The organism is Rhodoferax sp. SPJ21 (genome assembly GCF_058216335.1).
Genome location: NZ_JBYZMO010000003.1, coordinates 258,753 through 284,155 on the forward strand (window position 1 = coordinate 258,753; position 25,403 = coordinate 284,155).

23 protein-coding genes are annotated in these 25,403 nt (G+C 62.4%); 5 read left to right on the plus strand and 18 right to left on the minus strand.

What is annotated here, in order from left to right:
* Window positions 1-6: 6 nt before the first annotated feature.
* The 3 genes from cysW to AC4BBN_RS16555 are packed head-to-tail and all read right to left on the minus strand — an operon-like array spanning window position 7 to window position 2,809.
* Window positions 7-924 carry a sulfate ABC transporter permease subunit CysW gene (gene cysW / locus AC4BBN_RS16545; RefSeq protein WP_490593099.1) on the minus strand — a complete coding sequence of 306 codons (918 nt, stop codon included), beginning with the start codon at window positions 922-924 and terminating at the stop codon, window positions 7-9.
* Window positions 921-1,772 carry a sulfate ABC transporter permease subunit CysT gene (cysT, locus tag AC4BBN_RS16550; RefSeq protein WP_490593100.1) on the minus strand — a complete coding sequence of 284 codons (852 nt, stop codon included), beginning with the start codon at window positions 1,770-1,772 and terminating at the stop codon, window positions 921-923. Before cysT ends, cysW begins: the two co-directional genes overlap by 4 nt.
* The gene (locus AC4BBN_RS16555) at window positions 1,769-2,809 is read right to left on the minus strand and encodes a sulfate ABC transporter substrate-binding protein (RefSeq protein WP_490593101.1); all 1,041 of its coding nucleotides are present in this window, start codon (window positions 2,807-2,809) and stop codon (window positions 1,769-1,771) included. The genes cysT and AC4BBN_RS16555 overlap by 4 nt, the downstream gene beginning before the upstream one ends.
* Before the next feature lie 509 nt (window positions 2,810-3,318).
* Between AC4BBN_RS16555 and AC4BBN_RS16560 the strand changes: the two genes are divergently transcribed.
* Both AC4BBN_RS16560 and mnmC read left to right on the plus strand, forming a co-directional pair.
* Window positions 3,319-3,591 (plus strand): oxidative damage protection protein, encoded by a 273-nt coding sequence (locus tag AC4BBN_RS16560; RefSeq protein WP_490593102.1) that lies wholly within the window; start codon window positions 3,319-3,321, stop codon window positions 3,589-3,591.
* Window positions 3,592-3,704: 113 nt separating this feature from the next.
* A complete protein-coding gene (gene mnmC / locus AC4BBN_RS16565) occupies window positions 3,705-5,525 on the plus strand; it encodes a bifunctional tRNA (5-methylaminomethyl-2-thiouridine)(34)-methyltransferase MnmC2/FAD-dependent 5-carboxymethylaminomethyl-2-thiouridine(34) oxidoreductase MnmC1 (protein ID WP_490593103.1) in 1,821 nt (606 codons plus the stop codon).
* A 116-nt stretch (window positions 5,526-5,641) separates the two neighbouring features.
* On the opposite strand, the gene AC4BBN_RS16570 is transcribed toward mnmC, so the two are convergent.
* The gene (locus tag AC4BBN_RS16570) at window positions 5,642-6,427 is read right to left on the minus strand and encodes an SDR family oxidoreductase (RefSeq protein WP_490593104.1); all 786 of its coding nucleotides are present in this window, start codon (window positions 6,425-6,427) and stop codon (window positions 5,642-5,644) included.
* Between the two features lie 145 nt (window positions 6,428-6,572).
* Between AC4BBN_RS16570 and AC4BBN_RS16575 the strand changes: the two genes are divergently transcribed.
* Complete coding sequence (locus tag AC4BBN_RS16575) at window positions 6,573-8,270, plus strand: electron transfer flavoprotein-ubiquinone oxidoreductase (protein WP_490593105.1); 1,698 nt, start codon at window positions 6,573-6,575, stop codon at window positions 8,268-8,270.
* A gap of 100 nt (window positions 8,271-8,370) precedes the next feature.
* Here the strand turns inward: AC4BBN_RS16575 and AC4BBN_RS16580 are convergent, their stop codons facing one another.
* From AC4BBN_RS16580 to AC4BBN_RS16625, 10 genes are all read right to left on the minus strand, one after another.
* Complete coding sequence (locus tag AC4BBN_RS16580; protein ID WP_490593644.1) at window positions 8,371-9,297, minus strand: branched-chain amino acid ABC transporter permease; 927 nt, start codon at window positions 9,295-9,297, stop codon at window positions 8,371-8,373.
* Between the two features lie 75 nt (window positions 9,298-9,372).
* Window positions 9,373-10,257: a branched-chain amino acid ABC transporter permease gene (locus AC4BBN_RS16585; protein WP_490593106.1), complete on the minus strand. Its 885-nt coding sequence runs from the start codon at window positions 10,255-10,257 to the stop codon at window positions 9,373-9,375.
* A 63-nt stretch (window positions 10,258-10,320) separates the two neighbouring features.
* Window positions 10,321-11,547: an ABC transporter substrate-binding protein gene (locus AC4BBN_RS16590; RefSeq protein ID WP_490593107.1), complete on the minus strand. Its 1,227-nt coding sequence runs from the start codon at window positions 11,545-11,547 to the stop codon at window positions 10,321-10,323.
* Window positions 11,548-11,592: 45 nt separating this feature from the next.
* Entirely contained in the window at window positions 11,593-12,315 is a 723-nt protein-coding gene (locus AC4BBN_RS16595; RefSeq protein WP_490593108.1) for an ABC transporter ATP-binding protein, read from the minus strand.
* 61 nt (window positions 12,316-12,376) lie between these two features.
* Entirely contained in the window at window positions 12,377-13,129 is a 753-nt protein-coding gene (locus AC4BBN_RS16600; RefSeq protein WP_490593109.1) for an ABC transporter ATP-binding protein, read from the minus strand.
* A gap of 71 nt (window positions 13,130-13,200) precedes the next feature.
* On the minus strand, window positions 13,201-14,841 hold the full coding sequence (locus AC4BBN_RS16605; RefSeq protein ID WP_490593110.1) for an acyl-CoA synthetase: 1,641 nt from the start codon (window positions 14,839-14,841) through the stop codon (window positions 13,201-13,203).
* A 180-nt stretch (window positions 14,842-15,021) separates the two neighbouring features.
* Window positions 15,022-16,182: an extracellular catalytic domain type 1 short-chain-length polyhydroxyalkanoate depolymerase gene (locus tag AC4BBN_RS16610; RefSeq protein ID WP_490593111.1), complete on the minus strand. Its 1,161-nt coding sequence runs from the start codon at window positions 16,180-16,182 to the stop codon at window positions 15,022-15,024.
* Between the two features lie 39 nt (window positions 16,183-16,221).
* Window positions 16,222-17,679 carry an exodeoxyribonuclease I gene (sbcB, locus tag AC4BBN_RS16615; RefSeq protein WP_490593112.1) on the minus strand — a complete coding sequence of 486 codons (1,458 nt, stop codon included), beginning with the start codon at window positions 17,677-17,679 and terminating at the stop codon, window positions 16,222-16,224.
* A 7-nt stretch (window positions 17,680-17,686) separates the two neighbouring features.
* Complete coding sequence (gene rnhA / locus AC4BBN_RS16620) at window positions 17,687-18,136, minus strand: ribonuclease HI (RefSeq protein ID WP_490593113.1); 450 nt, start codon at window positions 18,134-18,136, stop codon at window positions 17,687-17,689.
* Window positions 18,137-18,184: 48 nt separating this feature from the next.
* On the minus strand, window positions 18,185-18,979 hold the full coding sequence (locus tag AC4BBN_RS16625) for a methyltransferase domain-containing protein (RefSeq protein ID WP_490593114.1): 795 nt from the start codon (window positions 18,977-18,979) through the stop codon (window positions 18,185-18,187).
* On the opposite strand from AC4BBN_RS16625, the gene gloB reads away from it, so the two are divergent.
* Together gloB and AC4BBN_RS16635 are read left to right on the plus strand one after the other, a co-directional pair.
* Window positions 18,978-19,745, plus strand: coding sequence for a hydroxyacylglutathione hydrolase (gene gloB / locus AC4BBN_RS16630; protein WP_490593115.1), 768 nt, complete (start codon window positions 18,978-18,980; stop codon window positions 19,743-19,745). The genes AC4BBN_RS16625 and gloB overlap by 2 nt on opposite strands.
* A complete protein-coding gene (locus AC4BBN_RS16635; protein ID WP_490593116.1) occupies window positions 19,745-21,292 on the plus strand; it encodes a transglycosylase SLT domain-containing protein in 1,548 nt (515 codons plus the stop codon). Before gloB ends, AC4BBN_RS16635 begins: the two co-directional genes overlap by 1 nt.
* Before the next feature lie 24 nt (window positions 21,293-21,316).
* Here AC4BBN_RS16635 and AC4BBN_RS16640 read toward each other — a convergent pair whose 3' ends face one another.
* From AC4BBN_RS16640 to dnaX, 4 genes are all read right to left on the minus strand, one after another.
* On the minus strand, window positions 21,317-22,363 hold the full coding sequence (locus AC4BBN_RS16640) for an ABC transporter substrate-binding protein (protein WP_490593117.1): 1,047 nt from the start codon (window positions 22,361-22,363) through the stop codon (window positions 21,317-21,319).
* Window positions 22,364-22,453: 90 nt separating this feature from the next.
* On the minus strand, window positions 22,454-23,044 hold the full coding sequence (gene recR, locus AC4BBN_RS16645; protein ID WP_490593118.1) for a recombination mediator RecR: 591 nt from the start codon (window positions 23,042-23,044) through the stop codon (window positions 22,454-22,456).
* Window positions 23,045-23,122: 78 nt separating this feature from the next.
* Window positions 23,123-23,455 (minus strand): YbaB/EbfC family nucleoid-associated protein, encoded by a 333-nt coding sequence (locus tag AC4BBN_RS16650; RefSeq protein WP_367850029.1) that lies wholly within the window; start codon window positions 23,453-23,455, stop codon window positions 23,123-23,125.
* A gap of 21 nt (window positions 23,456-23,476) precedes the next feature.
* Window positions 23,477-25,309, minus strand: a complete 1,833-nt coding sequence (gene dnaX, locus AC4BBN_RS16655) for a DNA polymerase III subunit gamma/tau (protein WP_490593119.1) — start codon at window positions 25,307-25,309, stop codon at window positions 23,477-23,479.
* Window positions 25,310-25,403 lie beyond the last annotated feature (94 nt).

A 25,403-nucleotide genomic window follows, 5' to 3' on the forward strand; every position in this document is an offset into this window, starting at 1 on the left:
CCTCTTTCAATGGGCGGCGGCAAGCTGTGCCGCAGGTGTATCGGTACGTGGCGCTTCGGGTGGTATTTCGGCAATGGAGCGCAGCTCGCGCTCGATGCGCCACTCGGCCACCGACTTGATCACCAGCGTCACCAGCGCCAGGATGGCCAGCAGGGACGCCACGGCAAAAGCCGCCACGGATTGGTATTCGTTGTACAAAATCTCGACGTGTAAAGGCAGCGTGTTGGTTTGCCCACGGATATGGCCGGACACCACCGACACCGCACCAAACTCACCCATGGCCCGCGCATTCGTCAGGATCACGCCATACAGCAAGCCCCATTTGATGTTGGGCAGAGTCACATACCAGAAGGTTTGCCAGCCGGTCGCCCCCAGCACGATGGCCGCCTGTTCCTCGTCATTGCCCTGGGCTTGCATCAGCGGAATCAACTCACGGGCCACAAAGGGGAAGGTCACAAACACCGTGGCCAACACAATGCCAGGCACCGCAAACACGATCTTCATATCGTGCGCCTGCAACCAGGGGCCGAACCAGCCACTGGCGCCAAACAGCAGCACGTAGACCAAGCCCGCCACCACCGGCGACACCGAGAACGGCAGGTCCACCAGCGTGGTCAGAAAGGACTTGCCCCAGAAGTCGAACTTGGCAATCGCCCAGGACGCGGCGATACCAAACACCAGGTTCAGCGGCACGGCGATCACGGCCGTCAGCAACGTCAGCTTGATAGCTGACCAGGCATCGGGCTCCTGCAGGGCTTCTAGGTAGGCGCCCGCACCTTTGCGCAACGCTTCGGTGAACACCGCTGCCAGCGGCAGCACCAGGAACAGCAGCAGAAATACCAGTGCCACGGTCAGCAGCGTATAGCGGACCCACGCGGCCTCAGTGGTGCCGGCCTTGGCGCGGCGTACGGTATTGGCACTCATGCGGTGGCTCCGGTTTGGCGGCGCTGCCAGGCCTGCAGGGCGTTGATCAGCAGCAGCAGAATGAAGGATATGGTCAGCATCACCACGGCCACGGCGGTCGCGCCGGCGTAGTCGTACTGCTCCAGCTTGCCAATGATGATCAGCGGCGTGATTTCAGACACCATGGGCATATTGCCCGCAATGAAAATCACCGAGCCATATTCACCGATGGCACGGGCGAAAGCCATGGCGAAGCCGGTCAACAGCGCAGGCGCAATATGCGGCAGGATGACGCGGGTAAAAACCTGCAAACGGGTCGCACCAAGTGAGGTTGCAGCTTCTTCCAGTTCTTTTTCGGCGTCTTCCAGCACCGGTTGCACCGTGCGCACCACGAAGGGCAGCCCAATGAAAATCAATGCAATCACAACCCCAGCCGGCGTAAACGCCAGTTTGATGCCCAGCGGCTCCAGGTATTGCCCCAGCCAGCCATTTCCCGCCAGCAAAGCTGTCAATGAAATACCAGCCACCGCTGTCGGCAAGGCAAATGGCAGGTCCACCAACGCATCCACAATCTTCTTGCCCGGGAAGCTATAGCGCACAAGTACCCACGCTACCAGCAGGCCAAACACCAGATTCACCAACGCCGCCAGCAGCGACGCGCCAAAGGTCAGCCGGTAGGAAGCCAGCACGCGCGGCCCCGTCACGGCGTCCACGAACTGGTCCCAGCTCAAGGTAAATGTTTTAAAAAACAGGGCCGACAAGGGCACCAGCACGATGATGCTCAGATAGAGCACGGTATAGCCCAGGGTCAGGCCAAAACCGGGCAAGACGCGTTTGGCCTTGCCGGACGGAGCGCGCGCAACGCTCATTTGGCACCTGGGGTGTAGATCTTGTCGAACTGGCCACCGTCGTTGAAGTGCACCTTCTGCGCTTCACCCAGGCTTCCAAAAAGCTCGCTCACAGTGAATAACTGGATAGGCTTAAACACCGCAGCGTACTTCTTCAGTATGGCTTCGCTGCGGGGGCGCAGAGCGTGCTTGGCCGCAATCTCCTGGGCTTCGTCAGAGTACAGATAGTCCAGGTATTCCTTAGCCAAGGCTGCCGTTCCCTTCTTGGCTACCGTGCGCTCCACCACGGCGACAGGGTTCTCGGCCACGATGCTGATGCTGGGGTGGATCGCGTCCACCTTGCCGGCGCCAAACTCGCGGTCGATAGACACCACCTCAGACTCGAAGGTGATCAGCACATCGCCAATATTGCGCTGCAGAAAGGTCGTTGTGGCTGCTCGGCCGCCCTGGGCCAGCACCGGCACGTTCTTGTACAGCTTGCCCACAAACTCGGCCGCCTGGGCGTCGCTGCCGCCCTTCTTCTTCACGTAGCCCCAGGCCGCCAAGTAGGCGTAGCGGCCATTGCCGCCGGTCTTGGGGTTCACTACGATCACCTGGATGCCGGGTTTGACCAAGTCATCCCAGTCCTTGATGCCCTTGGGGTTGCCGTTGCGCGTCAGAAACAGCATGGTGGATGTGGTGGGGGATGCATTACCCGGGAACTTCTTATTCCAATCCTTCGCAACCACGCCTTTGTCGGCCAGAAAGTCGATGTCGGTCGAGGTGTTCATGGTCACCACGTCGGCATCCAGCCCCTCGGCCACCGAGCGGGCAATGGCGCTGGAGCCGGCATGCGATTGGTCCACCTTCACATCCTTGCCGGTGGTCTTCTTGATGTGGGCGATGAAAGCGGCGTTGTAGTCCTTGTAGAACTCGCGCGCCACGTCATACGAGCCATTCAGCAGCGTAGTCTGCTGGGCAGACGCCAAGCCCGTGGCAGCCAAGAGCAGGCCGGCGAGCAATGTGCGCAGCGCGCTGGATGGACGGCTAGACGAAGAAATCCTGTGAAAAAAGCGCATGCGTGACCCTGGCAATAAAGTTGTAAGCAATATTGTCTGGTCAAAGCTTTACACCACAAACGACTGATTTCTTGTTTGTATAGCGTGATTTGGAATATAGAAGCTCAGCGGTTCCCGCTGAAGCCCCCCGCTTAGTGCCAACCCATATGGCCGCGCCAATAAGGGTTGCCGTAGTGGTACGGACGCGGCGCCACGTAAACCGAAGGCTGCACCACCACAGCCGGTGCCTCATAGTATCCAGGTCCATAGGCCCGTGGACCGTAAGGAGCAACCACGCAGCCACTCAGAACACAGGCTAGCAACACGGCAGAAATCACGATACGCATGGCGAGGCTCCTAAAATACAGTTCTACTGCAACGCGACAGCGGCACCGTTTGCCGACGCCCGTACGCGAAGTTCTGTAAAGCCCAGGCAGCGCCAGGGCGTTGCAAACATTGCTACAGTCGCCCCCTGCAATGCGAACCACAACCGGTTTGCGCACCCCACACTACACATTACAAGGCTTTTTATGGCACGCATGGTCCACTGCATCAAACTCGACAAGGAAGCCGAAGGCCTGGATTTCCCACCCTACCCTGGCGACCTGGGCAAGCGCATCTGGGAAAACGTCAGCAAGGAAGCATGGGCCGCCTGGCTTAAGCACCAGACCATGCTGGTGAACGAAAACCGCCTGAACCTGGCCGACCTGCGCGCCCGCCAGTACCTGGCCCGCCAGATGGAAAACCACTTCTTTGGTTCGGGTGCCGATGCCGCCCAAGGCTACGTACCGCCAACGCCCTAAATTCACAGACAGCGCCGAACGAATTGCCGAACACTCTTATCCCAGGACCCCACGGGACCGGCTTTGCCGGACCTTCGGGGTCGCCCCCGGAAGGGGGTTGGAGGCCACACGAAGTGGGCAAGCCTGGGGGAGAGCCGATCCAATGGCTACCTGATGGAACCCCGTTCAGCCCCCGCTTTGGTGACCGCTACCGCAGCGAATCGGGTGGGTTGAGCCAGGCGCAAGAGGTCTTCTTCCACGGCTGCGGTCTGCCTGCAGCCTGGGCACAACAGCCCCAGTGGTGCATTCTGGAAACCGGTTTTGGCCTGGGCCTGAACTTTCTAGTGACCTGGGCGGCCTGGAAGGCTGACCCGCAGCGCCCATCGCTGCTGCATTTTGTTTCCATCGAAGCCTGGCCCTCCAGTGCCGACGACCTGCTACGTAGCTTTGAGGCCCACCCTGCGCTGCTGCCCCTGGCGCGGCAACTGCACGCCCAATGGTGGGGCCTGTCGCCGGGTTTCCATCGCCTGGTGTTTGAAGGTGGCCAAGTACAACTCACCCTGTGCATAGGCGACGCACAAGCCATGCTGCGCGAAATGGCGCTGCAGGCCGACAGCGTGTACCTGGACGGCTTCAGCCCCCAGCGCAACCCCGACATCTGGAGCCCGCACACGCTGAAGGCCGTGTCGCGCTGCTGCAAACGCGGCACGCGCATCGCCACCTGGACCATCGCCCGCGCGGTGCGCGACGCGCTGGAGCAGTGCGGCTTCTCGGTACAAAAAACCCCGGGCGTGCCACCCAAGCGTGACAACCTGCAGGGCCGCTTCGACCCTCGCTGGGAGCCCCGCCCCGCAGTGCAGCCCGCGCCCACACCCAGCCACTGCGTGGTCATAGGCTCTGGCCTGGCCGGGGCCAGCGTGGCCGACAGCCTGGCGCGGCGCGGCTGGCAGGTACAGGTGCTGGATGCCGCTGCAGCCCCGGCCGCAGGCGCTTCCGGCCTGCCCACGGGCATCTTCTCGCCGCTGATTTCACGCGACCACAATGTGCAGTCCCGCCTGTCCTACAGCGGTGTACGCGCCACACTGCAGCTGGCCCAAACCCGGCTGCAGGCGGGCCAAGATTGGCAAGCCACCGGCGTGCTGGAATGGCTGGGCGATAGCCCTGCCGCCGAATACCCGGCCCATACGGCCGCCAGCACGGAAGCATTGGACCAGGCCGACTTGCCTGCCGACACCCATGCGCTGTGGCACGCCCGCGCTGGCTGGATCAGACCCGTGCAGCTGGTGCAGGCCCTGCTGGACCACCCTGCCATCCGCGTGCGCGGCCACAGCCCGGTAGACCGGCTGCAGCCCTGCGAGCAGGGCTGGCAGGTGCTGGACGCGCAAGGCCATGTCCTGGCGCAAGCGCCGCTGGTCGTGGTTGCCGCCGGCTTTGCCAGCCGGCAGGTGGCGGCGGCAGACATTCCGGTGCAGGCCGTACGGGGCCAAATTTCCTGGGGCTTGCGGGGTGATGCGGCCCTGCCGCCCTTCCCGGTCAATGGCCAGGGCCACTGCATACCCGACTTCCCCAGCGCGAATGGCCGCGCCTGGCTGATCGGCGCCAGCTACGAACGCGACACCATCCACAGCGAAAGCTGCGAGGCAGACCGCATCGGCAACCTGGAACGCCTGCGCAGCTTGCTCCCCGGAGCCGCCGAGGCACTTGCCCCCTGCTTTGAACAAGGCTGCGTGCAAGACTGGGCCGGCGTGCGCTGCACCTCGCCAGACCGCCTGCCCATGGTGGGCACACTGGCGCCCGGCCTGTGGGTCAGCACCGCCATGGGCTCACGCGGACTCAGCTTCGCCCACCTGTGCGCCGAACTGCTGGCGGCTCGGCTGCATGGCGAGCCACTACCGTTGGAGAAAAAACTGGCGGCAGCCCTGGATGTGCAACGCTTCGCCGGCGTGCGCCCATAGGCACCACCAACTCAACCAAAGCAATCTTGATTTGCTACAAATAAAATAGCTGCTGGCGCAATATTTATCTGCGCCAGCAGCTATTTTCATGCCTTAAATATATCTATGGCGGCCCCTCAGCCAGCGCCAAACCCGTCATCCGCAGCAATCACCGCGCCGTTCACAAAATGGCTTTGGCCGCAGGCCAGCATGACCAGCAGGGCGTCCAGGTCTTCGGGCTTGCCAATGCGCTTGCGTGGCAGCATCTGCACTAGCTTCTGACCTTGTTCGGTCTCCCAGTGGTGGTGGTTGATGTCGGTGTCGATGTAGCCAGGGCAGATGGCGTTCACGTTGATGCCGTGCTTGCCCCACTCCACCGCCATGGCCTTGGTCATCTGGATCACCGCCGACTTGCTCATGCAGTACACGCCGATCTGCGGCAGCACCTTGAGCCCGGCCATGCTGGCGATATTGATGATGCGCCCGCCGGTGAAGCTGCCCGGCGCCGAGCCGTTAGCGCGTGCCAGCATGCGCTTGCCCACCTCTTGCGCCACAAAGAAGGCGCCGCGCACATTGGTGTTGAAGATGAAGTCGAAGTCGTCTTCGGTCACGTCCTGCAAGCGCTGCGTGGTGCTCACGCCCGAGTTATTGACCAGGATGTCGATAGACCCCACCTCGGTCTCTGCGTGGGCCACGGCCGACTTGATGGAGTCCATGTCGCTCACGTCCAGCTCGACCACATGGGCGTCGCCACCCTCGCCCTCGATGCGGGCGCGCAGGTCCTTGAGCTTGTCAACTTGGCGACTGGCCAGCACCACGGCAGCTCCTGCACGCGACAAAGTTCGGGCAAACTGCGCCCCCAAGCCGCCCGACGCCCCGGTGACCAAAGCCACCCGACCCGAAAGATCCATGCTGTATGCCATCGCAAGCCTCTTCGCTGTTCGTTAAGTGCAGACTGGATTGTGACAGTGCAGCCGCCCCATCCACATAAAATGCCTTGCGATTTTGTAAGCCACGTAACCGCCGCATAAGCATCGCGCAGCAATAGCCCCCCACAGGAAAAAACCCATGACGAACGAAGAGATTCTTGCCCAGTTTGGCCCCCGCGAAGCCATGGAATACGACGTGGTGGTGGTAGGTGGCGGCCCAGGTGGGCTTGCCACCGCCATCCGCCTGAAACAACTGGCCACGGAAAAAGGCACGGACATCTCGGTCGTGGTGCTGGAAAAAGGCTCCGAGCCCGGCGCCCACATCCTCAGCGGCGCCATCATGGACCCGATCGCGCTCAGCGAACTCTTCCCCGACTGGAAGGCCATGGGCGCGCCCCTGAACCAGCCGGTGACCGACGACGCAATGATCTTCCTGGGCGAAAAGTCGTCCTTTCGCACGCCCAACTTTTTACTGCCGGGCTGCTTCCAGAACCACGGCAACTACATCGTCAGCCTGGGTGCCGTCACCAAATGGCTGGGCGAGCAGGCCGAAGCCCTGGGCGTGGAAATCTTCCCCGGTTTTGCCGCAGCCGAAGTGCTGTACAACGATGACGGCTCCGTCAAAGGAGTGGCCACCGGCAATATGGGCGTCAGCAAGGAAGGCGAGCCCACGGCCGACTTCCAGATCGGCATGGAACTACATGCCAGGTACACCGTGTTTGCCGAAGGCGCACGCGGCCACCTGGGCAAGCAGCTGATCGCCAAGTTCAAGCTGGACGACGGCAAAGACCCGCAAACCTACGGCCTGGGCATCAAGGAAGTCTGGGAGATCGACCCCAAGCGCCACCAGCCCGGCTTCGTCATGCACACCGCCGGCTGGCCCATGGACAACAGCACCTACGGCGGCGCCTTTCTGTACCACATGGAAGGCAACAAGGTCACCCTGGGCTTCATCACCGGGCTGGACTACGCCAACCCGTATCTGAGCCCGTTTGAAGAATTCCAGCGCTGGAAGACCCACCCGAACGTGCGTTGGTACCTAGAAGGCGACGCAGAGCACGGCATTGCCCCCGCCAAGCGCCTGGGCTACGGCGCACGCGCCATCACCGCCGGCGGCCTGATGAGCCTGCCCAAGACCGTGTTCCCCGGCGGTGCGCTGGTGGGCTGCGACGCGGGCTACCTGAACGTCAGCCGCATCAAGGGCAGCCACGCCGCCATCAAGACCGGCATGCTGGCCGCCGAGGCCGCCTATGACGCCGTCACCAGCGGCCGCCAGCACGACGAGCTCAGCGCCTACCCCGAGGCCTTCGAGAACAGCTGGCTGCATGCCGAGCTGCACAAGGCGCGCAACTTCAAGGCCTGGTTCAAAAAGGGCCTGGTCACCGCCACGCTGATGAATGGCATTGAACAATTCGCGCTGCGCGGCCACATCCCCTGGACGCTGCGCCGCGACAAGCCCGACCACGCCTACCTGAAGCCGGCTGCCGAATGCAAGCCCATCGCCTACCCCAAGCCCGATGGCAAGCTGACCTTTGATCGGCTGAGCAGCGTGTTCATCAGCAACACCAACCACGCAGAAAACCAGCCCGCGCACCTGACGCTGAAAGACGCATCGGTGCCGGTCAATATCAACCTGCACAAATACGCTGGCCCAGAAGCCCGCTACTGCCCGGCAGGGGTGTATGAGTTCGTGAAGACAGATACGGGTCAGGACAAGCTGCAGATCAACGCGCAGAACTGCGTGCACTGCAAGACCTGCGACATCAAGGACCCGACGCAGAACATCGTGTGGGTCACACCCGAAGGCGGCGGCGGGCCCAACTACGCGGGCATGTGATTTTTGATGCCTTTTTTAAGGCAACAAAACCGACGCCAGCGCATATAAACCGTGCGCTGGCAGCTCTTATTTTTGAAGTTAAAAATCGGAGCAGACTTGTTCAATGCCCGGCGGGTCCCGCAGCAGGCTTCTTGCCGAACAGCGCGCTGATCTCGCCCACCACGCCACGGCGGAACAGCATCACGCAGACTACGAAGATCACGCCCATGATCACGGTGACCCAGGAACCCACCTTGTCGGCCAGCAGGTCTTCCAGGCTGACGATGGTGATGGCACCGGCCACCGGGCCGAGGATGGTGCCCAGGCCTCCCAGCAGCGTCATCAGCACAACCTGGCCCGAGGTATGCCAGTGCACATCGGCCAGCGAGGCCAGCTGGAACACCAGCGCCTTCATGGAGCCCGCCAAGCCCGACAGCGAGGCCGAGATGACGAAGGCCAGCAGCTTGTAGCGCGCCACGTCATAGCCCAGCGAAGTGGCCCGCGCCTCGTTGTCCCGTATGGCCTTCAGTATCTGGCCGAAGGGCGAATGGATGGTGCGGTGCACCAGCCAAAAGCCGCCCAGGAACACCGCAAACACGAAGAAGTACATGGCGATGTTGTCCGACATATCCACCAGCCCAAACAGCTTGCCGCGTGGGATGCCCTGCATGCCGTCCTCGCCACCGGTAAAGCCCATTTGCAGCGCCACAAAGTAGACCAGCTGCGCCAGGCCCAGCGTGATCATGGTCAGGTAGATACCGCTGCGGCGTATGGCCAGCATGCCGAAGATGGCGCCCAGCACCGCGCCAAATGCAGCGCCGGCCAGCAGGCCCAATTCAGGGGGCCACCCCATGTCGCGGCACAGGTAGCCGGTGATATAGGCCGAACCGCCGAAGAAAGCTGCGTGGCCGAATGACAGCAGCCCCGCAAAACCCAGCAACAGGTTGAACGCGCAGGCGAACAGCGCAAAGCACAGCACCTTCATCAGGAACGTGGGGTACAGCACGAACGGCGCAATGCTCCCCACCACGACCAGGGCCACGAACATCCACAGCGTACGCTGGCTTGCCGCTTTGCTGGCACCGTGGGCAGGAATAGCTTGAACAGATTGCATCGTTCTTCCTCAGGCTTGCTTGCCAAACAGGCCCGCAGGTTTGACCAGCAGCACCAACACCATGACCAAAAAGATCACCACCGCCGAGGCTTCGGGGTAGAACACCTTGGTCAGCCCCTCCACCACGCCCAGGCCCAGGCCGGTGACGATGGAGCCCATGATCGAGCCCATGCCGCCAATCACTACCACGGCAAACACCACGATGATGAGGTTGGAGCCCATCACCGGGTTGACCTGCACGATGGGTGCTGCCAGCACGCCGGCAAAGGCCGCCAGCGCTGCCCCCACGGCATAGGTGGCCGTCAGCAGCACCGGCACGTTGATGCCCAGGGCCTGCACCAGGTCTGGCCGCTGGGTGGCCGCCCGCAGCGTGGCGCCCAGACGGGTGCGCTCAATGGCGTACCACGCGACAAAGCACACGCTCAATGCCGCTACCACCACCCAGGCGCGGTAGATCGGCAGGTACATAAAGCCCAGGTTCACGCCGCCTTGCAGCAGCTCCGGCACTTCATAGGACGAGCCCGACACGCCAAAGAAATTCTTGAAAACCCCCTCGGCGATCAGCGCCAAGCCAAAGGTCAAGAGCAGGCCATACAGGTGGTCCAGCTTGTACAGGTGGCGCAACATGAGGCGCTCTATGGCCACCGCCACCACACCGACCACCAGGGGCGACAAAATCAGCGCCCACCAGTAGTTGATACCCAGGTAGCTCAAGCCCAGCCAGGCCACGAAAGCGCCCACCATGTACTGTGCGCCATGGGCAAAGTTGATGATGTTGAGCAGGCCAAAAATGATGGCCAGGCCCAGACTCAAGATGGCATAAAACGAGCCGTTGATCAGCCCCAGCAACAGCTGGCCGAAAAAGGCCGGTGACGGTATGCCAAATATCTCCATAGCGGGATTCCCTCGTAGCGCGGACAAACCCCAAGGCCGCGCGCGGCCCCGGGGACTTGGGGTTTACTTCTTTACCAGCGGGCAGCGCGATGCCGACAGCGGCTGGAAGGCCTCGGCTGCGGGAATCGTTGCGCGCACGTTGTAGTAGTCCCACGGCGTCTTCGATTCGGCCGGGGTCTTGACCTGCATGAGGTACATGTCGTGCACCATGCGGCCGTCTTCACGGATGGTGCCGTTCTTGGCGAAGAAGTCGTTCACCGGCATCTTCTTCATCTGTGCCATGACCTTGGCGGTGTCGTCGCTGTTGATGGCTTTGACGGCCTTCAGGTAGTGCATGGTGGACGAGTACTGCCCCGCCTGCACCATGGTCGGCATGCGCTTGTGCTGGTCGAAGAAGCGCTTGGACCAGGCCCGTGTCTGGTCATTCAGGTCCCAGTAGAAACCTTCGGTGAGGTACATGTTCTGGGTGGTCTTCAAACCCAGGGAGTGGATGTCGGTGATGAACATCAGCAGCCCGGCCAATTGCTGCTTGCCGGTGATGCCGAACTCGGCCGCCTGCTTGATGGAGTTGACGGTATCGCCGCCCGCATTGGCCAGGCCGATGATCTGCGCACCCGAGGACTGCGCCTTCAGGAGAAAGGACGAAAAGTCCGACGTCGGGAACGGGTGGCGTACACCGCCCACCACTTCGCCGCCATTGGACTTGACCACGTCAGACGCATCTTTTTCCAGCGCATGGCCAAATGCGTAGTCGGCCGTCAGGAAGAACCATTTCTTGCCGCCAGCCTTGGTAACCGCCTTGGCCGTGCCATTGGCCACTGCATAGGTGTCGTAGGCCCAGTGCACGGTCACGTCGTTGCAGGCTTCGTTGGTGATGGAGGTGGCGCCCGCACCGTTCACCAGCACGATCTTGTTCTTTTCCTTGCCGATCTTTTGCACCGCCAACGCGGTGGAGCTGGTGACCAATTCAGTCAGCACGTCCACCTTGTCACGCTCCACCCATTCACGGGCCTTGTTGGCGGCGATGTCGCCCTTGTTCTGGTGGTCGGCAGCCACCATTTCAACCTTGAAGCCGGGTTTTTCGGCAGCCACAAAATCATCGATGGCCATCTTGGTGGCGAGCACCGCGCCAGGCCCGGCCAAGTCAGAGTACGTGCCCGACAAATCGGTCAGCACGCCGATCTTGACGACACCGTCGGACACCTGTGCCTGGGCCCCCGTGGCCAGCATAAGGGAAAGGCCTGCAGCCATAGCAAGTGATGTAGCAAGCGGTGTGGGCTTGAATTTCATGGGGTGTCTCCTCTGGTCAACGATGAAAAGGTCTTGTTACCCGGCTTACACGCCGAGCAAAGCTTGCATGTCGCTGGTCTTGGCTGCCAGCTCGTCTTTCTGAACCACCATGGCCACCTGGCCATGCTCCAGCACGTAATGCCTGTCCGCCAAGGGCGCGGCGAAGCGGAAGTTCTGCTCCACCAGCACGATGGTGTAGCCGCGCGTTTTCAGTAGGCGAATTACCTCGCCCAGCTTCTTCACGATCACCGGGGCCAGGCCTTCGGTGATTTCGTCCAACAGCAGCATCTTGGCGCCGGTGCGCAGAATGCGGGCCATGGCCAGCATCTGCTGCTCGCCGCCCGACAGGCGGGTGCCGGGACTGTTGCGGCGCTCGTACAGATTGGGAAACAGCGCATAGATTTCGTCCAGCGTCATGCCTCCGCTGGCCACCACCGGGGGCAGCATCAGGTTTTCTTCGGTGGACAGGCCGGCAAAAATGCCGCGCTCTTCGGGGCAAAAGCCCACGCCCAAGCGTGCAATGTGGTGGGGCGCCATGCGCACCACTTCGTTGCCATTGAACATGATGGAGCCGCTACGCCGCCCCACCAGGCCCAGAATGGCCTTCAAGGTGGTCGAGCGGCCGGCGCCGTTGCGGCCCAGCAGGGTAATCAGCTCGCCCCGGTTCACATGCAAGTCCACACCGTGCAGTATGTGCGACTCGCCATAGAAAGCATGCAAATCGGTGACGCGCAGCATCTCGCTGCTGGGGTTGAATGCGCTGCTCATGGCAAGACCTCCGTGCTGCGCACTGCGGTGCGAGCTTGCTTGGGGCGGCCCAGCGCGGCGCTCATGCCTCCACCCCCACGTAGGCTTCCAGTACGCGCGGGTCTTTGGACACGGTCGCGTAGTTGCCCTCGGCCAGCACGCTGCCGCGCTGCAAGACGGTGAGCGTGTCGCACAGCGACTCGACCACCGACAGGTTGTGCTCCACCATCAGAATGGTGCGGCCTTTGGATACCTTGCGGATCAGCTCCACCACGCGGCCCACGTCCTCGTGGCCCATGCCCTGGGTGGGCTCGTCCAGCAGCATCAGCTCGGGCTCCAGGGCCAGGGTGGTGGCGATCTCCAGGGCGCGCTTGCGGCCGTAGGGCATCTCCACCGCCACGGTGTCGGCAAAGCCTTGCAGGTCCACCTGCTCCAGCAGCTCCATGGCCCGGCCGTTCAGCGCGTCGAGCCGCGTCACCGAGGACCAGAAGTTAAACGAATCAGTACGCTTGCGCTGCAGGGCCACGCGCACGTTTTCCAGTGCCGTGAGGTGGGCGAATGTGGCGGAGATCTGGAACGAGCGCACCATGCCACGCCGCGCCACCTGGATGGGTGTTTCCCGCGTGATGTCGATACCGTTGAACTGGATCTGCCCCTTGGTGGGTTGGATGAATTTGGTGAGCAGATTGAAGACGGTGGTCTTGCCCGCGCCGTTGGGGCCAATCAGCGCGTGGATGCTGCCGCGTTGCACCTGCAGGTTGACGCAGGCGACTGCAGCAAAGCCAAGGAATTCCTTGGTCAGGCCTTCCGTCTGGAGAATGATGTCACTGGGCAAATCGAGTCCTTTACTGCAGGTTCATCGGGCAAGCCTGCTACACAACACCGTGCGTGGCAGGCAAAGAGGCATCAGGTATTTGCGTTCGACTTTACTTGTTCACGCAGAACAAATTTTTGGATTTTCCCGGTTGACGTTTTCGGCAATTTGCAGAAGACCACCTGTTTCGGTACTTTAAAGCGTGCCATATGGCTTCGGCAGAAGTCAATGATGTCCTGGGCGCTGGCCTGCGCATCGGCCTTCAATTCGATGAAGGCGCAGGGCACTTCGCCCCATTTTTCGTCTGGCTGGGCTACCACGGCCGCCAGCATCACCGCCGGGTGGCGGTGCAGCACATCCTCCACCTCGATGGACGAGATGTTTTCACCGCCCGAGATGATGATGTCCTTGCTGCGGTCCTTGATCTGGGCATAGCCATCGGGGTGCATCACCGCCAGGTCGCCGGTATGGAACCAGCCGCCGGCAAACGCCGCTTCGGTGGCAGCCGGGTTCTTCAGATAGCCCTTCATCACCACGTTGCCACGGAAGAAGATTTCGCCCATGGTCGTGCCGTCAGCAGGTACCGGCTGCAAGGTTTCAGGGTCGAGCACAGCCACCGCCTGCTGCAGCGGATAGGGCACACCCTGACGGCTGTTCAGGCGGGCGCGCTCGGCTATCGGCAGGCCAGCCCAGGACTCTTGCGGTGCACACACGGCCGCCGGGCCATACACCTCGGTCAGGCCGTAGACGTGGGTGATGTGGATGCCGGCGTTCTCGCAGCCCTCGATCACCGCCGCTGGTGGCGCCGCACCGGCCACAAGGCCCTGGATGGTGTGGGTGATACCTTCGCGCAGGGCGGCGGGCGCGTGGATCAACATGCTGAACACAATCGGCGCGCCGCACAGGTGGGTGATGTGGTGCTCGCGTATCAGCGGGTAGATCAGCGCCGGGTCCACACGCCGCAGGCACACGCTGGTGCCGGCGATCAAGGCCATGGTCCAGGGAAAGCACCAGCCGTTGCAGTGGAACATGGGCAAGGTCCACAAATACACCGCGTGGTGCGGTATTTGCCAGGACAGCACGTTGTTGGCGGCGTTCAGATAAGCACCGCGGTGGTGGGTGACCACGCCCTTGGGGTTGCCTGTGGTGCCCGAGGTGTAGTTCAGCGCAATCGCATCCCACTCGTCGGCCGGCAACTGCCAGGCAAAGTCAGGTTGGCCGGCGGCGATGAAGCTCTCGTAGTCGGTATCGCCCAGGTATTTGCCTTCAGGCGCCAGGGCATCCTCCACCTCGATGACATAGGGCCGCTTATCGCCCAGCAGGGACAGGGCCTTGTCGACCACGGAGGCGAATTCGCTGTCCACCAGCAGCACCTTGGCCTCACCGTGCTGCAGCATGAAGGCGATGGCCTCGCCGTCCAGCCGGGTGTTCAAGGTGTTAAGCACGGCGCCGGACATGGGCACGCCGAAATGGGCTTCCAACATGGCCGGCACATTGGGCAGCATCACCGCCACGGTGTCACCCTCGCCTATGCCCCGCGCTTGCAGGGCGCTGGCCAACTGGCGGCAACGGGTGTAGGTCTGGGCCCAGGTCTGGCGGCGCTCGCCGTAGATCACCGCCAGGCGGTCCGGGTAGACCTTGGCCGATCGCTCGATAAAGCTCAGCGGCGACAAGGCCACAAAGTTGGCGGGGTTCTTGTCCAGCCCTTGCTGGTAAACGTTGTTGCTGCGCATGCTTGTCTCCGGTTCCCGGGCACTGCGTGCCGGGGTTTTGTTTTATGTGGCGCATTGTGGCCACGCAAATTGACGGTTTGCTGACGAAAACGCGCTTTCGAAACCCATGCAACCTTATAGGTCAAATTGGCCGCTAGCGCACAATTTATCTACTCAAGCAGCTATTCAAACCATAGCAAACTACGTAACGATCCGTAGCCGCCGGTGATAGGAGAAGAAGGCCCACAACAGCGCGCTGGCATCGGGCCCCACGCTGTCGTTGAAGCGCAGCGTGCCGTCGCCGCCGCTCCAGGCGTGGTCCAACCCGGCGATACGGCAGACCGACACGATGGGTTTGCGGCCCACGCGGTAGTCCTGCGTCTGAAAGGCATGACGCGGGCTGCGGCCCTTGGGGCGGGCGGGACTGAGTACGGTGACCGGGGCCAGATTGGCGATGCCATTGACCCGCAGAAACTGCTGCGCCACCTGCTGCTGGTTGACGATGCGCACCACCTTATCAGCCTCGCCGTGCAGGATGATGGCCGGCATGCGCGGGAAGCCGCCTCCATCCACGGTGGCCTGCACTGCCTGCGCCACATGGGTGCCGCCACCGGTCTGCATCGCGGCAAAGGCGCTCATGCGGTTGTCTGCTGTGCCAAACACCGGGCCGGAATGCAGGCCCACGGCGGCAATACGAAAGGGATAGCGCAGCGCGATGATCTGGGCCAGCGCCGCGCCGGCCGAGATGCCGGCCAGGTAGACCCGGCTTGCGTCCAGCCCCAGCCTGGCCACCACGTGCGTGACCATGCCCGCCACCAGGCCGGCCTCGCCGCCGCCATTCTGCGTGGTGCGCTGGTACCACTGCCAGCAGCGGTGGGCGTCGATGGTCAGCAGTTGTTGCGGGTACAGCACGGCAAAGCCTTTGCGCTGGGCCAGGGTGTTCATGCGACTACCCTGGGCGAATTCGGGTGCCGTCTGGGTGCAGCCGTGCAGCATGACGACCAAGGGCAAAGGTTTGAGAGCCTGCGCCTTGTCGCGCAGCGGCAGGTACAGCCAGTAACTCATGCGCTGGCCATTGGGTGCGGCGAAGAAGGAACGGGTCCAACTGCCGGGCAACTCCGCCGGTGGCGCAGATTTGGCGGCGGGCTTGGCAGCGGGTTTGGCGGATGGTCTTGCAGCAGCCTTGGCGGACGGTTTGGCGGTGGGCCTGGGCGCAGGCTTCGGCGGCGCCAGCGCCTTTTTTACCGCCGCCTTGGTCGCCTTCTTGGTGGCCACCGTCAAACTTCTGACCAGCTTTTTCTGCTGGGTCTTGGCGATGCGGGTCAGGCTTTTCAACCACAGACTGCTGAGACTTCGGGCCATATTTGCAATCTTTCGTGGTGGTGGCGTTGACCGGGGTGGTCAATCTCGATCGGGGGCGATCGCTTCGGCGTAGTCGTACAAGGCACCCAGAATTTCTTCGCCGCGCTCGTCGGCGGTTTCCGACAGGGTGTCGATTTCGCTAAACAGCGTGTCGATGGTGCGGGCACCGCCCTCCCCGTCAAACAGGCGCGCGGCGCGGTGTTCCTCCCACCGCTGCAGCTCCTCAAACGACAGGCTGGCCGGAAAGTTGCGCGCACGGTAGCGAAACAGCAACTCGTCCAGCCGGCTGTCATCAAAGCTGCTGCGCACTTGGGCCAGCTTTTCAGGCGACAGCGTGCGCAGATCGTTCAGGCGGCGGCGGTCATGGTCGTCCACAAAGCCGCCGTACAGGTCTTCGTCCACATCGCGCGCGGGCTCTGGCGGGCGCTCAAACACGGCGGGCCAGATGCCGCTCATATCTGGCAAGGCCCGCGCCTCGGCCGCATGGGCGCGTAACACGTCACCGTCCAGTCCCCAGCGTTTGGCCAGCTCGGGCGACAGGGTTTTCAAATTTGCCACCACCATGGGCGACTTGTTCAGGTGGATGGTCTTGATGGGCAGCCGGCTCACGCCCTCGGGCAAGTCGCTGGCCTTGCTGAAGAGGCGCAGGCGGATATCTTCCACATTCATCTGGCTGAATTCCGCCGGGCTGTGCGACAGGTCCCAGGCGATCAGCTCGTTGCGGTTGGTGGGGTGCATGGCCAGCGGCCACATCACGGCCAGGCAGCCGCGTTCGGCCGGGAACATGCCGGAAATATGCAGAAACGGCCGAGCGGCCTGCAGCGTGGTGGGCAGCCCCAGCTCGGCAGCCACACGCTCTTTCTTGTGCAGGCCCAGGCAGAAGTCGAACAGGCGCGGCTGCGTGGTGCGGATCAGGCGCGCCAGGGCGATGGTGGCACGCACGTCAGACAAGGCGTCGTGCGCGGCCTCGTGCAGCAGGCCGTTGGCGCGGCTCAGGTCTTCCAGGCGGAAGCTGGGGCCGCCTTCGGGTTTGGTGGGCCATGCTATGCCCTCGGGGCGCAGCGCGTAGGTGGTGCGCACCACATCCAGCAGGTCCCAGCGGCCGCAGCCGTTTTGCCATTCACGCGCGTAGGGGTCGATCAGGTTGCGCCAGAACATGAAGCGCGTGATCTCGTCGTCAAAGCGAATAGTGTTGTAGCCCACGCCAATGGTGCCGGGCTGGCTTAAGGCCTGCTCGATCGCTTGTGCAAACACGGCCTCGGGCACGCCGCGCTCCAGACAGAGCTGGGGAGTAATGCCGGTGATCAGGCAGGACTGCGGGTCGGGTAGAAAGTCGGGCGCGGGCTGGCAGTACAGCATCATGGGCTCGCCGATTTCGTTCAGGTCCGCATCGGTGCGGATGGCAGCGAACTGGGCGGGCCGGTCGCGCCGCGCGTTGGCACCAAAGGTCTCGTAGTCGTGCCAGAGGAAGGTGTGCTGCGCGGGCGCGTCTGTCATGGTGGCCTCAGCGTTTTCCCAAGGCCAGGTCTACGCCACGGTTGGCCAGCGCATCGGCGCGCTCGTTACCGGGGTGGCCGGCATGGCCCTTGACCCAACGCCATTCAATCTTGTGGCCGGCCGTGTTGACCAGGCTGTCCAGGCGTTGCCACAAGTCGACGTTCTTCACCGGCTCTTTGGATGCGGTCATCCAGCCACGGGACTTCCAGCCCTTGAGCCATTCGGTCATGCCCTTGAGAACGTACTGGCTGTCGATATACAGGGTGATGCTGCAAGGCTGCTTGAGCGCGCTCAGGCCCTCGATCACGGCCATCATTTCCATGCGGTTATTGGTGGTGGCCAGCTCGCCGCCAAACATTTCTTTTTCAGTGCCGCCCCAGGTCAGCAAAACGCCCCAGCCGCCGGGGCCAGGGTTGCCCTTGCAGGCGCCATCGGTATACATGTCAACGTGGTTCAAACACAGCTTTCTAATAAGGATTCGGGAACGTCGTTTTTACCAGATGGGCTAAGTGCTATGGTTGCCATGGCGGTTGGCGTCCCGGTTGGCAATCGGCACGGGGGCATTGGCCAGGGCCTTGGGGACTTTCCAGCGCGGCCCCATCAGCCGCATGCCGCGCACCCGCTTGACGGCCACCACGAAGTAGACAGCGCCTAGGATGGGCGCAAACCGCTCACCCGCAGCGTCCATCCAGGCGAAGCGGTTCAGCCAGGCCTCGCTGCGCACCGAGGGGCGGTAGCAGCCGAACTGCACCGACTCCACCTCGAAGCTCAGCAGGCGCAACCAGTCACGTAGGCGCCAATAGCCGATCATGCCGCCCATCTCGGGCAAGTAGCTACCGCCTATGCCCATGCGGCGGTACAGGTGACCACGGCTTTGCCGCAGGCCCCACAGGCTCATGGGGTTGAAGCCGGCAATCACCACCTTGCCCTCGGGCACCAGCACCCGCTCTACCTCGCGCAAGGTGGCATGGGGGTCGGGGCTGTGGTCCAGGGCATGCGGCAGCAGCAGCAGGTCCAGGCTGCTTTCGGAAAACGGCAGCGCTGCAAAATCGGTGACCAAGGTTACGCGCTCGCTCTGTAGGTCTGCATCTTGCGGCTCGGTAACAGCATGGGTGGCAAGCCAACGGTGCGGTATGCGGTTATTCTGCAGCCCTGGCAGTTCCGCAAGCCCGAGCTGGAGGGCGTGGTAACCAAATATGTCCGCGACTGCCTCATCAAAGCGCCCACGCTCCCAATCCAGCATGTAGCAGCCGGGCGGGGTTTTCAGCCAATCGTGCAAACCTATAATTTCGCTGCCCATGAACTTGCTTGCCCTACCTGCTTTTGCCGATAACTACATCTGGATGTTGCACGATGGCCACCGCGCACTCGTGGTGGATCCGGGCGACGCACAGCCCGTGTTGGACGCTCTGCAGAAGCACAGCTTGCAGTTGGACAGCATTCTAGTCACCCACCACCATGCCGACCATGTCGGCGGTGTGGACCGCCTGCGCGAAACGACCGGAGCCACGGTGTACGGGCCTGCGCGGGAGCGTATTCCCGAGCCGCTGCACAAGTTGAGCCAGGGCGACCGCATCACCGTGTTGGGCCTGCAATTCGAAGTGCTCGACGTGCCTGGCCACACCGCTGGGCACATCGCTTACTACACACCCCAATGCCAGGGCGCGCCCTTGGTATTCTGTGGCGACACCCTTTTCTCGGGCGGCTGCGGGCGCCTGTTTGAAGGCACACCGGCGCAGATGCTAGCGTCCCTGTCTGCGCTGGCCGCATTACCGGGAAACACGCGGGTATGCTGCACCCACGAATACACATTAAGTAACCTGAAGTTCGCACGGGTGGTGGAACCCGATAACGCCGCCCTGCTCCAATACCAGCTCGCATGCATAGTCAAACGTGAGGCGAATGAGCCCACATTGCCCTCCAGCATGGCGCTAGAGCTGCAGATCAACCCCTTTTTGCGCACCCGCCAGCCCACGGTACGACAGGCCGCACTGGCGTTTGATGCCACCACCTTTGATGAAGCCAGCGTATTAGGCGCACTTCGCACCTGGAAAAATCAGTTTTAATGAAACTCCTCTCTCTTCTCAGCCTGTCCGTCATGGTCTGGCTGACAGGCTGCGCCAACATCGCCCCCAAGGCCGATGTCAGCCCGGCAAGCACGACCCCAGATGCTGGTCTAGCCACGGCCAAACCGGCGGCAGGCACGTCTGCGCGCACAGCTATCTACCCCCGTGCTAGCCTGCAGCCGATTACCGCCGCAGAAGCCAGTTCGCGTGGCGTGGCCCAGCTAAAGCCCCCCGCAGACCTGTGGGAACGCATACGCCGCGGCTTTGCCATGCCCAATCTGGAAAGCGACCTGGTGGTAGACCGCGAGCAGTGGTACACCACGCGGCCTGACTACATCCAGCGCATGACCGAGCGCTCCAGCAAATACCTGTTTTATGTGGTGGAAGAGCTTGAACGCCGAGGCATGCCCACCGAGCTAGCGCTACTGCCCTACATCGAAAGCGCCTTCAACCCGCAGGCCGTGTCCAGCGCCAAGGCGGCCGGCATGTGGCAGTTCATGCCGTCCACCGGCAACTACTTCGAGCTGAAACAAAACCTGTTCCGCGACGACCGGCGCGACGTGCTGGCATCGACCCGCGCAGCACTCGACTATCTGCAAAAGCTCTACAACATGTTTGGCGATTGGCAGCTGGCATTGGCCGCCTACAACTGGGGCGAAGGCAGCGTCAGCCGCGCAATTGCACGCAACCAGAAGGCTGGCCTGGGCATCAGCTACAGCGAGCTGAACATGCCCGCCGAGACACGCTTGTATGTACCCAAGCTGCAAGCCGTCAAGAACATCATCGCCAACCCGAATCTGTATCGTACCGACCTGCCGCTGATCGAGAACCACCCTTACTTCCAAAGTGTGGACATCACGCGAGACATCGACGTGGCCCTGGCTGCCAAGCTGGCCGATGTAAAGCTGGACGACTTCAAGGCGCTCAACCCTTCGTCCCACCGGCCCGTGATTCTGGCGGCGGGTACGCCGCAGATTCTGCTGCCCTGGGACAACGCCACCGTCTTCACCCGTAATCTCGAAGCCTATACACAAGGCCAATACGCCAGCTGGACGGCCTGGACGGCGCCCAGCACCATGAGCGTCAGCGCTGCCGCACAGCAGGTTGGCATGAGCGAATACGACTTGCGCAGCGTCAACAACATCCCGCCGCGCATGCTGATCAAGGCAGGCTCTTCGCTGATCGTGCCGCGCTCGGCCCTGATGCAGGACGTAAGCGAACACGTAGCCGACACGGCACACCTCAGCCTGGCCCCCGAGATCGTCAACCGCAAGACATCGGTCAAGGCTGGCAAGCGCGACACCGTCGCCAGCATCGCCAAAAAGTACGGCGTCAGCGCCAGCAATGTGGCGGACTGGAACGACATCAAGGCCAGCGCAGCCTTCAAGGCCGGCCAACAAGTGGTGCTATTCCTACCCGTCAAGCTGACCGGCACCCGCGCTGCGCCTCCCGAGCGAGCGGGACAGCACTCGCGCAGCACGGCCAACAACAAGACCAGGGGCACCAGCAAGCAACCGGTGATTGTCAAGAAGCCACGCAAACACTAACGGGCTGGTGATGCCCGTATGGCATCAGGCCTTGAAACGCTCCTTGGCGTTGCGGGCAAATTCGTTGGTGTAGGTTTTCGACAGATCGATGCGCGCGTTACCCATGCTGACGTCAAAGCTACCCAGCGCCTTCAGTGCCAACCTGGCGCCGTCTTCGGCCAGCATGCCGTCCAGCGAGATGGCCTCGCGCCCCTTGTTGAAAGACGCCAGGTACAGCGCGCGGTCTCCCAGGAAATAACTCTCAGGCACGATCTTGATGATGTCGCTAGGGCCGGCGGTCTGCAGCCATTTCAGGCCGTGCACCATGCCATTGGCCAGCGCCTGCACAGTGTTGGGATTTTTCTGGATGAAGTCCAGCGGTGCATACAGGCAGGCTGCGGGCATGCCGCCCCCCATGGCCTCGCGGGTACCGCGTAGCGTGCGCGCGTCGGCCACCACGCGGATATCACCCTTTTGCTCCAGCATGGCCATGACCGGGTCGCTGTTGCTGATGGCATCAATTTGCCCGGAGCGCAGCGCCTGCACCGCAATCCACCCTGCCCCCACGGCCACAAACTGCACCTCACCCGGATGGATACCCGCCCTGGCAAGCACCACATTCGCCACTGTATGGCCGGGCGAGCCCAAGGCCGATACGCCTATGCGCTTGCCCTTCAGATCGACCAGTGTGCGGTAGTCTGGCAGGCTGCGGGTCGATATGCCAAGCGCAATCTGGGGAGCACGGCATTGCAGCACGAACGCCTGGAAGTACTGGTTGCGCGCCTGCAAAGTCAGCGTCTGCTCATACGCGCCTGCATACACATCGACCGGACCGCCGGATACCGCCTGTGGGGAGCGCGCACCGCCCACCACGTCGCTGATATCCAGGTCAAGCCCCTCGCTCTTGAAGTAGCCCAACTGGTCGGCAATGGTCAGTGGCAGGTGGTAGAGCGCAGCCTCGCCATCCACCACCAGGGATACCTTGTTACGCTCTAGGCGACCCTGGGCACGCAGTACCGGAGCCGCCATGCCCGCAGCCAGGGCAGTCATGGAAGCGGTGAAGGTGCGGCGGCGAATAGGCATGGTGTGCATAGTTGTATGCATCCAGCTTAAAGACCGCCAGCCCGTTTCCTATTGGGGCCATCCCCGTGCGGGTTTGCCCGTAACGCTTCGAGTTAAGGGTTAACGTCTATCCACGAAGGCATGGGCGATCGTGCCCAGATCTACATACTCCAGCTCGCTGCCCACCGGCACGCCACGGGCCAGGCGCGTAACCTTCAGGCCACGGGCCTTCAACGCCACGCTGATCACATGCGCAGTGGCCTCGCCTTCAGCTGTGAAGTTGGTGGCCAAAATCACCTCTTGCACGATGCCATTGCTGGCGCGGTCCAGCAACTTCTGCAGACCGATGTCTTTGGGGCCCACGCCATCCAGCGGGCTGATCTTGCCCATCAACACAAAGTACAGCCCTTTGTAGGCAGCCGTACGCTCCACCGCAGACTGGTCGGCGGGGTTCTCCACCACACACAACTTGGACGCGTCACGCCCATCGTCCTGACAGGTGTCGCAGATAGCGTCTTCGGTAAAGGTGTGGCATAGCTCGCAGTGCCGCACATTGCCCACCGCCTGGGCCAAAGCCTGCGACAGCATCTGCGCACCCTCGCGGTCATGCTGCAGCAAATGAAACGCCATACGCGACGCCGACTTCACCCCCACCCCCGGCAAGCGGCGTAGCCCCTGAATCAAGGCAGTCAACGCACTGGTATCAGCCATGCACGCCTCTTGCTACATTTTCAGTAGCTGCCTGCGCATATTCCGTATGCGCTAGCGGCCTAAAAAGCATAAACCCGATCAGAACGGGAATTTCATGCCACCGGGCAGACCAGGCATGCCTGCAGTCAGCTTGCCCATTTTTTCCTGGGTGGTTTCTTCGGCCTTGCGCACTGCGGCATTGAAGGCTGCAGCCACCAGGTCTTCCAGCATGTCCTTGTCGTCGGCCAACAGGCTGGGGTCGATGGTGATGCGTTTGACATCGTGCTTGCAGGTCATCAGCACCTTGACCAGACCAGCACCAGATTCGCCGGTCACTTCGACGAAAGCCAGCTCGTCCTGGGCCTTCTTCATGTTGTCCTGCATGGCCTGCGCTTGCTTCATCAGGCCGGCGAGTTGTCCTTTGTTGAACATAGTTCTTCCTTGAATTAAAAGTTAAAGGGGTTTCAGCGTACCGGGCACAATTTTCGCGCCGTAGTCTCGCATCAGGGATTGCACCAGCGGATCACCCAGGATGATCTCTTCCGCTATGCGTTGCTTTTCTGCGGTCGCCGCCGCGTTGCGCTTGCCTGGGCTGTCCACCACCTGGCCGACCTCTACGTCCAGGCTGGCTCCAGGGCTGATAGCGTCCAGAGCGACGCGCAAGCGCTCGCGGCTCAACGGCTGGTTCAGCGACTCGCGCTCTATGCGAATGACCCAGCGGCTATCCGCATGGGAGACCAATTGGGACTGCAGCGCCAGCTCGCGCGCCAAGCCCGTGACAGTGTCAGTAGCCACCATTTGCTGCACCGTGCTGTGCCAAAAGTCGCCCTCTTCACCAAACACGATGGCGGGAGCCGCTGGCGCGCTAGGAACACTGACGGTAGCGACAGATGTGGGCGGCTCAACCGGTACGTCGACGACTGCAGCAACCGGCGCAGGCATGGCCGGCGGTGGCATCTCTACGGGTGCGGCAGCTGGCACCACTGCGGGTGGAGCTACGGGCGCAGCCTGGACAACCGGAGCAGCAGGCGGCTGAACGGGAGGTATGGAAACAGCAGGGGCTTCGGGCCGGGGCGCTGCAGCCAAGGGTGCCGCCACGGGCGCTGGTGCTGGTGCTGGCTGCGAAACACGCGGCGCAGCTTCAATCAGAGTTTTTTTTTCCGCTGGGGCTTTGGCCTGGGCGGGCTTGAAGGCCAGCAAGCGCAGCAGCACCATGGTCAGCGCGGCGTATTCGTCCGGCGCCAAGCCCAGCTCGGCGCGGCCATGCAGGCACATGCTGTAGAGCAGCTGGGTTTCGTCCGCCGGCATGGCAGCAGCCAGGCGGGCGGTATCGGCGGCCTCGGGGTCGGTGTCGTCTGCCACCTGGGCTTTTTCAGGCACGGCCTGGATCACGGCCATGCGTTGCAGCACGCTGGTCATTTCTTCCAACGTGGATGCCGCGCTCAGGCCATTCAGACGCAGGGCCTCGGTGGTTTCCACCACCGTTTTGCCATCGGCCAGGGCCAGCGCTTCGATCAGGCGGAACACATAGCTGCGGTCCACGCTGCCCAGCATCTGGCGCACCGTAGCCTCTTCCAACTGGCCACTGCCAAATGCAATCGCCTGGTCGGTTAGCGACAAGGCATCGCGCATCGAGCCGCGTGCGGCGCGGGACAGCAGACGCAAAGCACCAGTCTCGGCCTGCACGCCCTCGGCCTGCAGTACCTGGGTCAGATGCGACAGCACGGTTTCAGGTGCCATCGGGCGCAGATTGAACTGCAGGCAGCGCGACAGCACGGTGACCGGCACTTTTTGCGGGTCGGTGGTGGCCAGCACAAACTTCAGGTATTCGGGCGGCTCTTCCAGCGTCTTCAACATCGCGTTGAACGCAGTGTTGGTCAGCATGTGCACTTCGTCAATCATGAAGACCTTGAAGCGGCCCTGCACGGGCTTGTACACCGCTTGTTCCAGCAGGGCCTGCACCTCGTCCACACCACGGTTCGACGCCGCGTCTAGCTCGGTGTAATCGACAAAGCGGCCCGCATCGATATCGCGGCAGGCCTGGCACACGCCGCAAGGGCTGGCGGTGATGCCGCCGGTGCCGTCCGGGCCCTGGCAGTTCAGCGACTTGGCCAGGATGCGCGACACCGTGGTCTTGCCCACCCCTCGGGTACCCGTGAACAGATAAGCATGGTGCAGGCGCTGTGTGGTCAGCGCATTGCTAAGCGCCTGCACCACATGCTCCTGCCCCACCATTTCAGTGAAACTGCGCGGACGGTATTTGCGGGCAAGCACGAGATAAGACATTGCTGGATTCTAAGGGGCAGCGTCACCCCGTTTTTCTGTCTCAGCGCCCGCAACAGGCGGCTTAGCTTTTCATTTACCCAGAACCAGAAAGGCC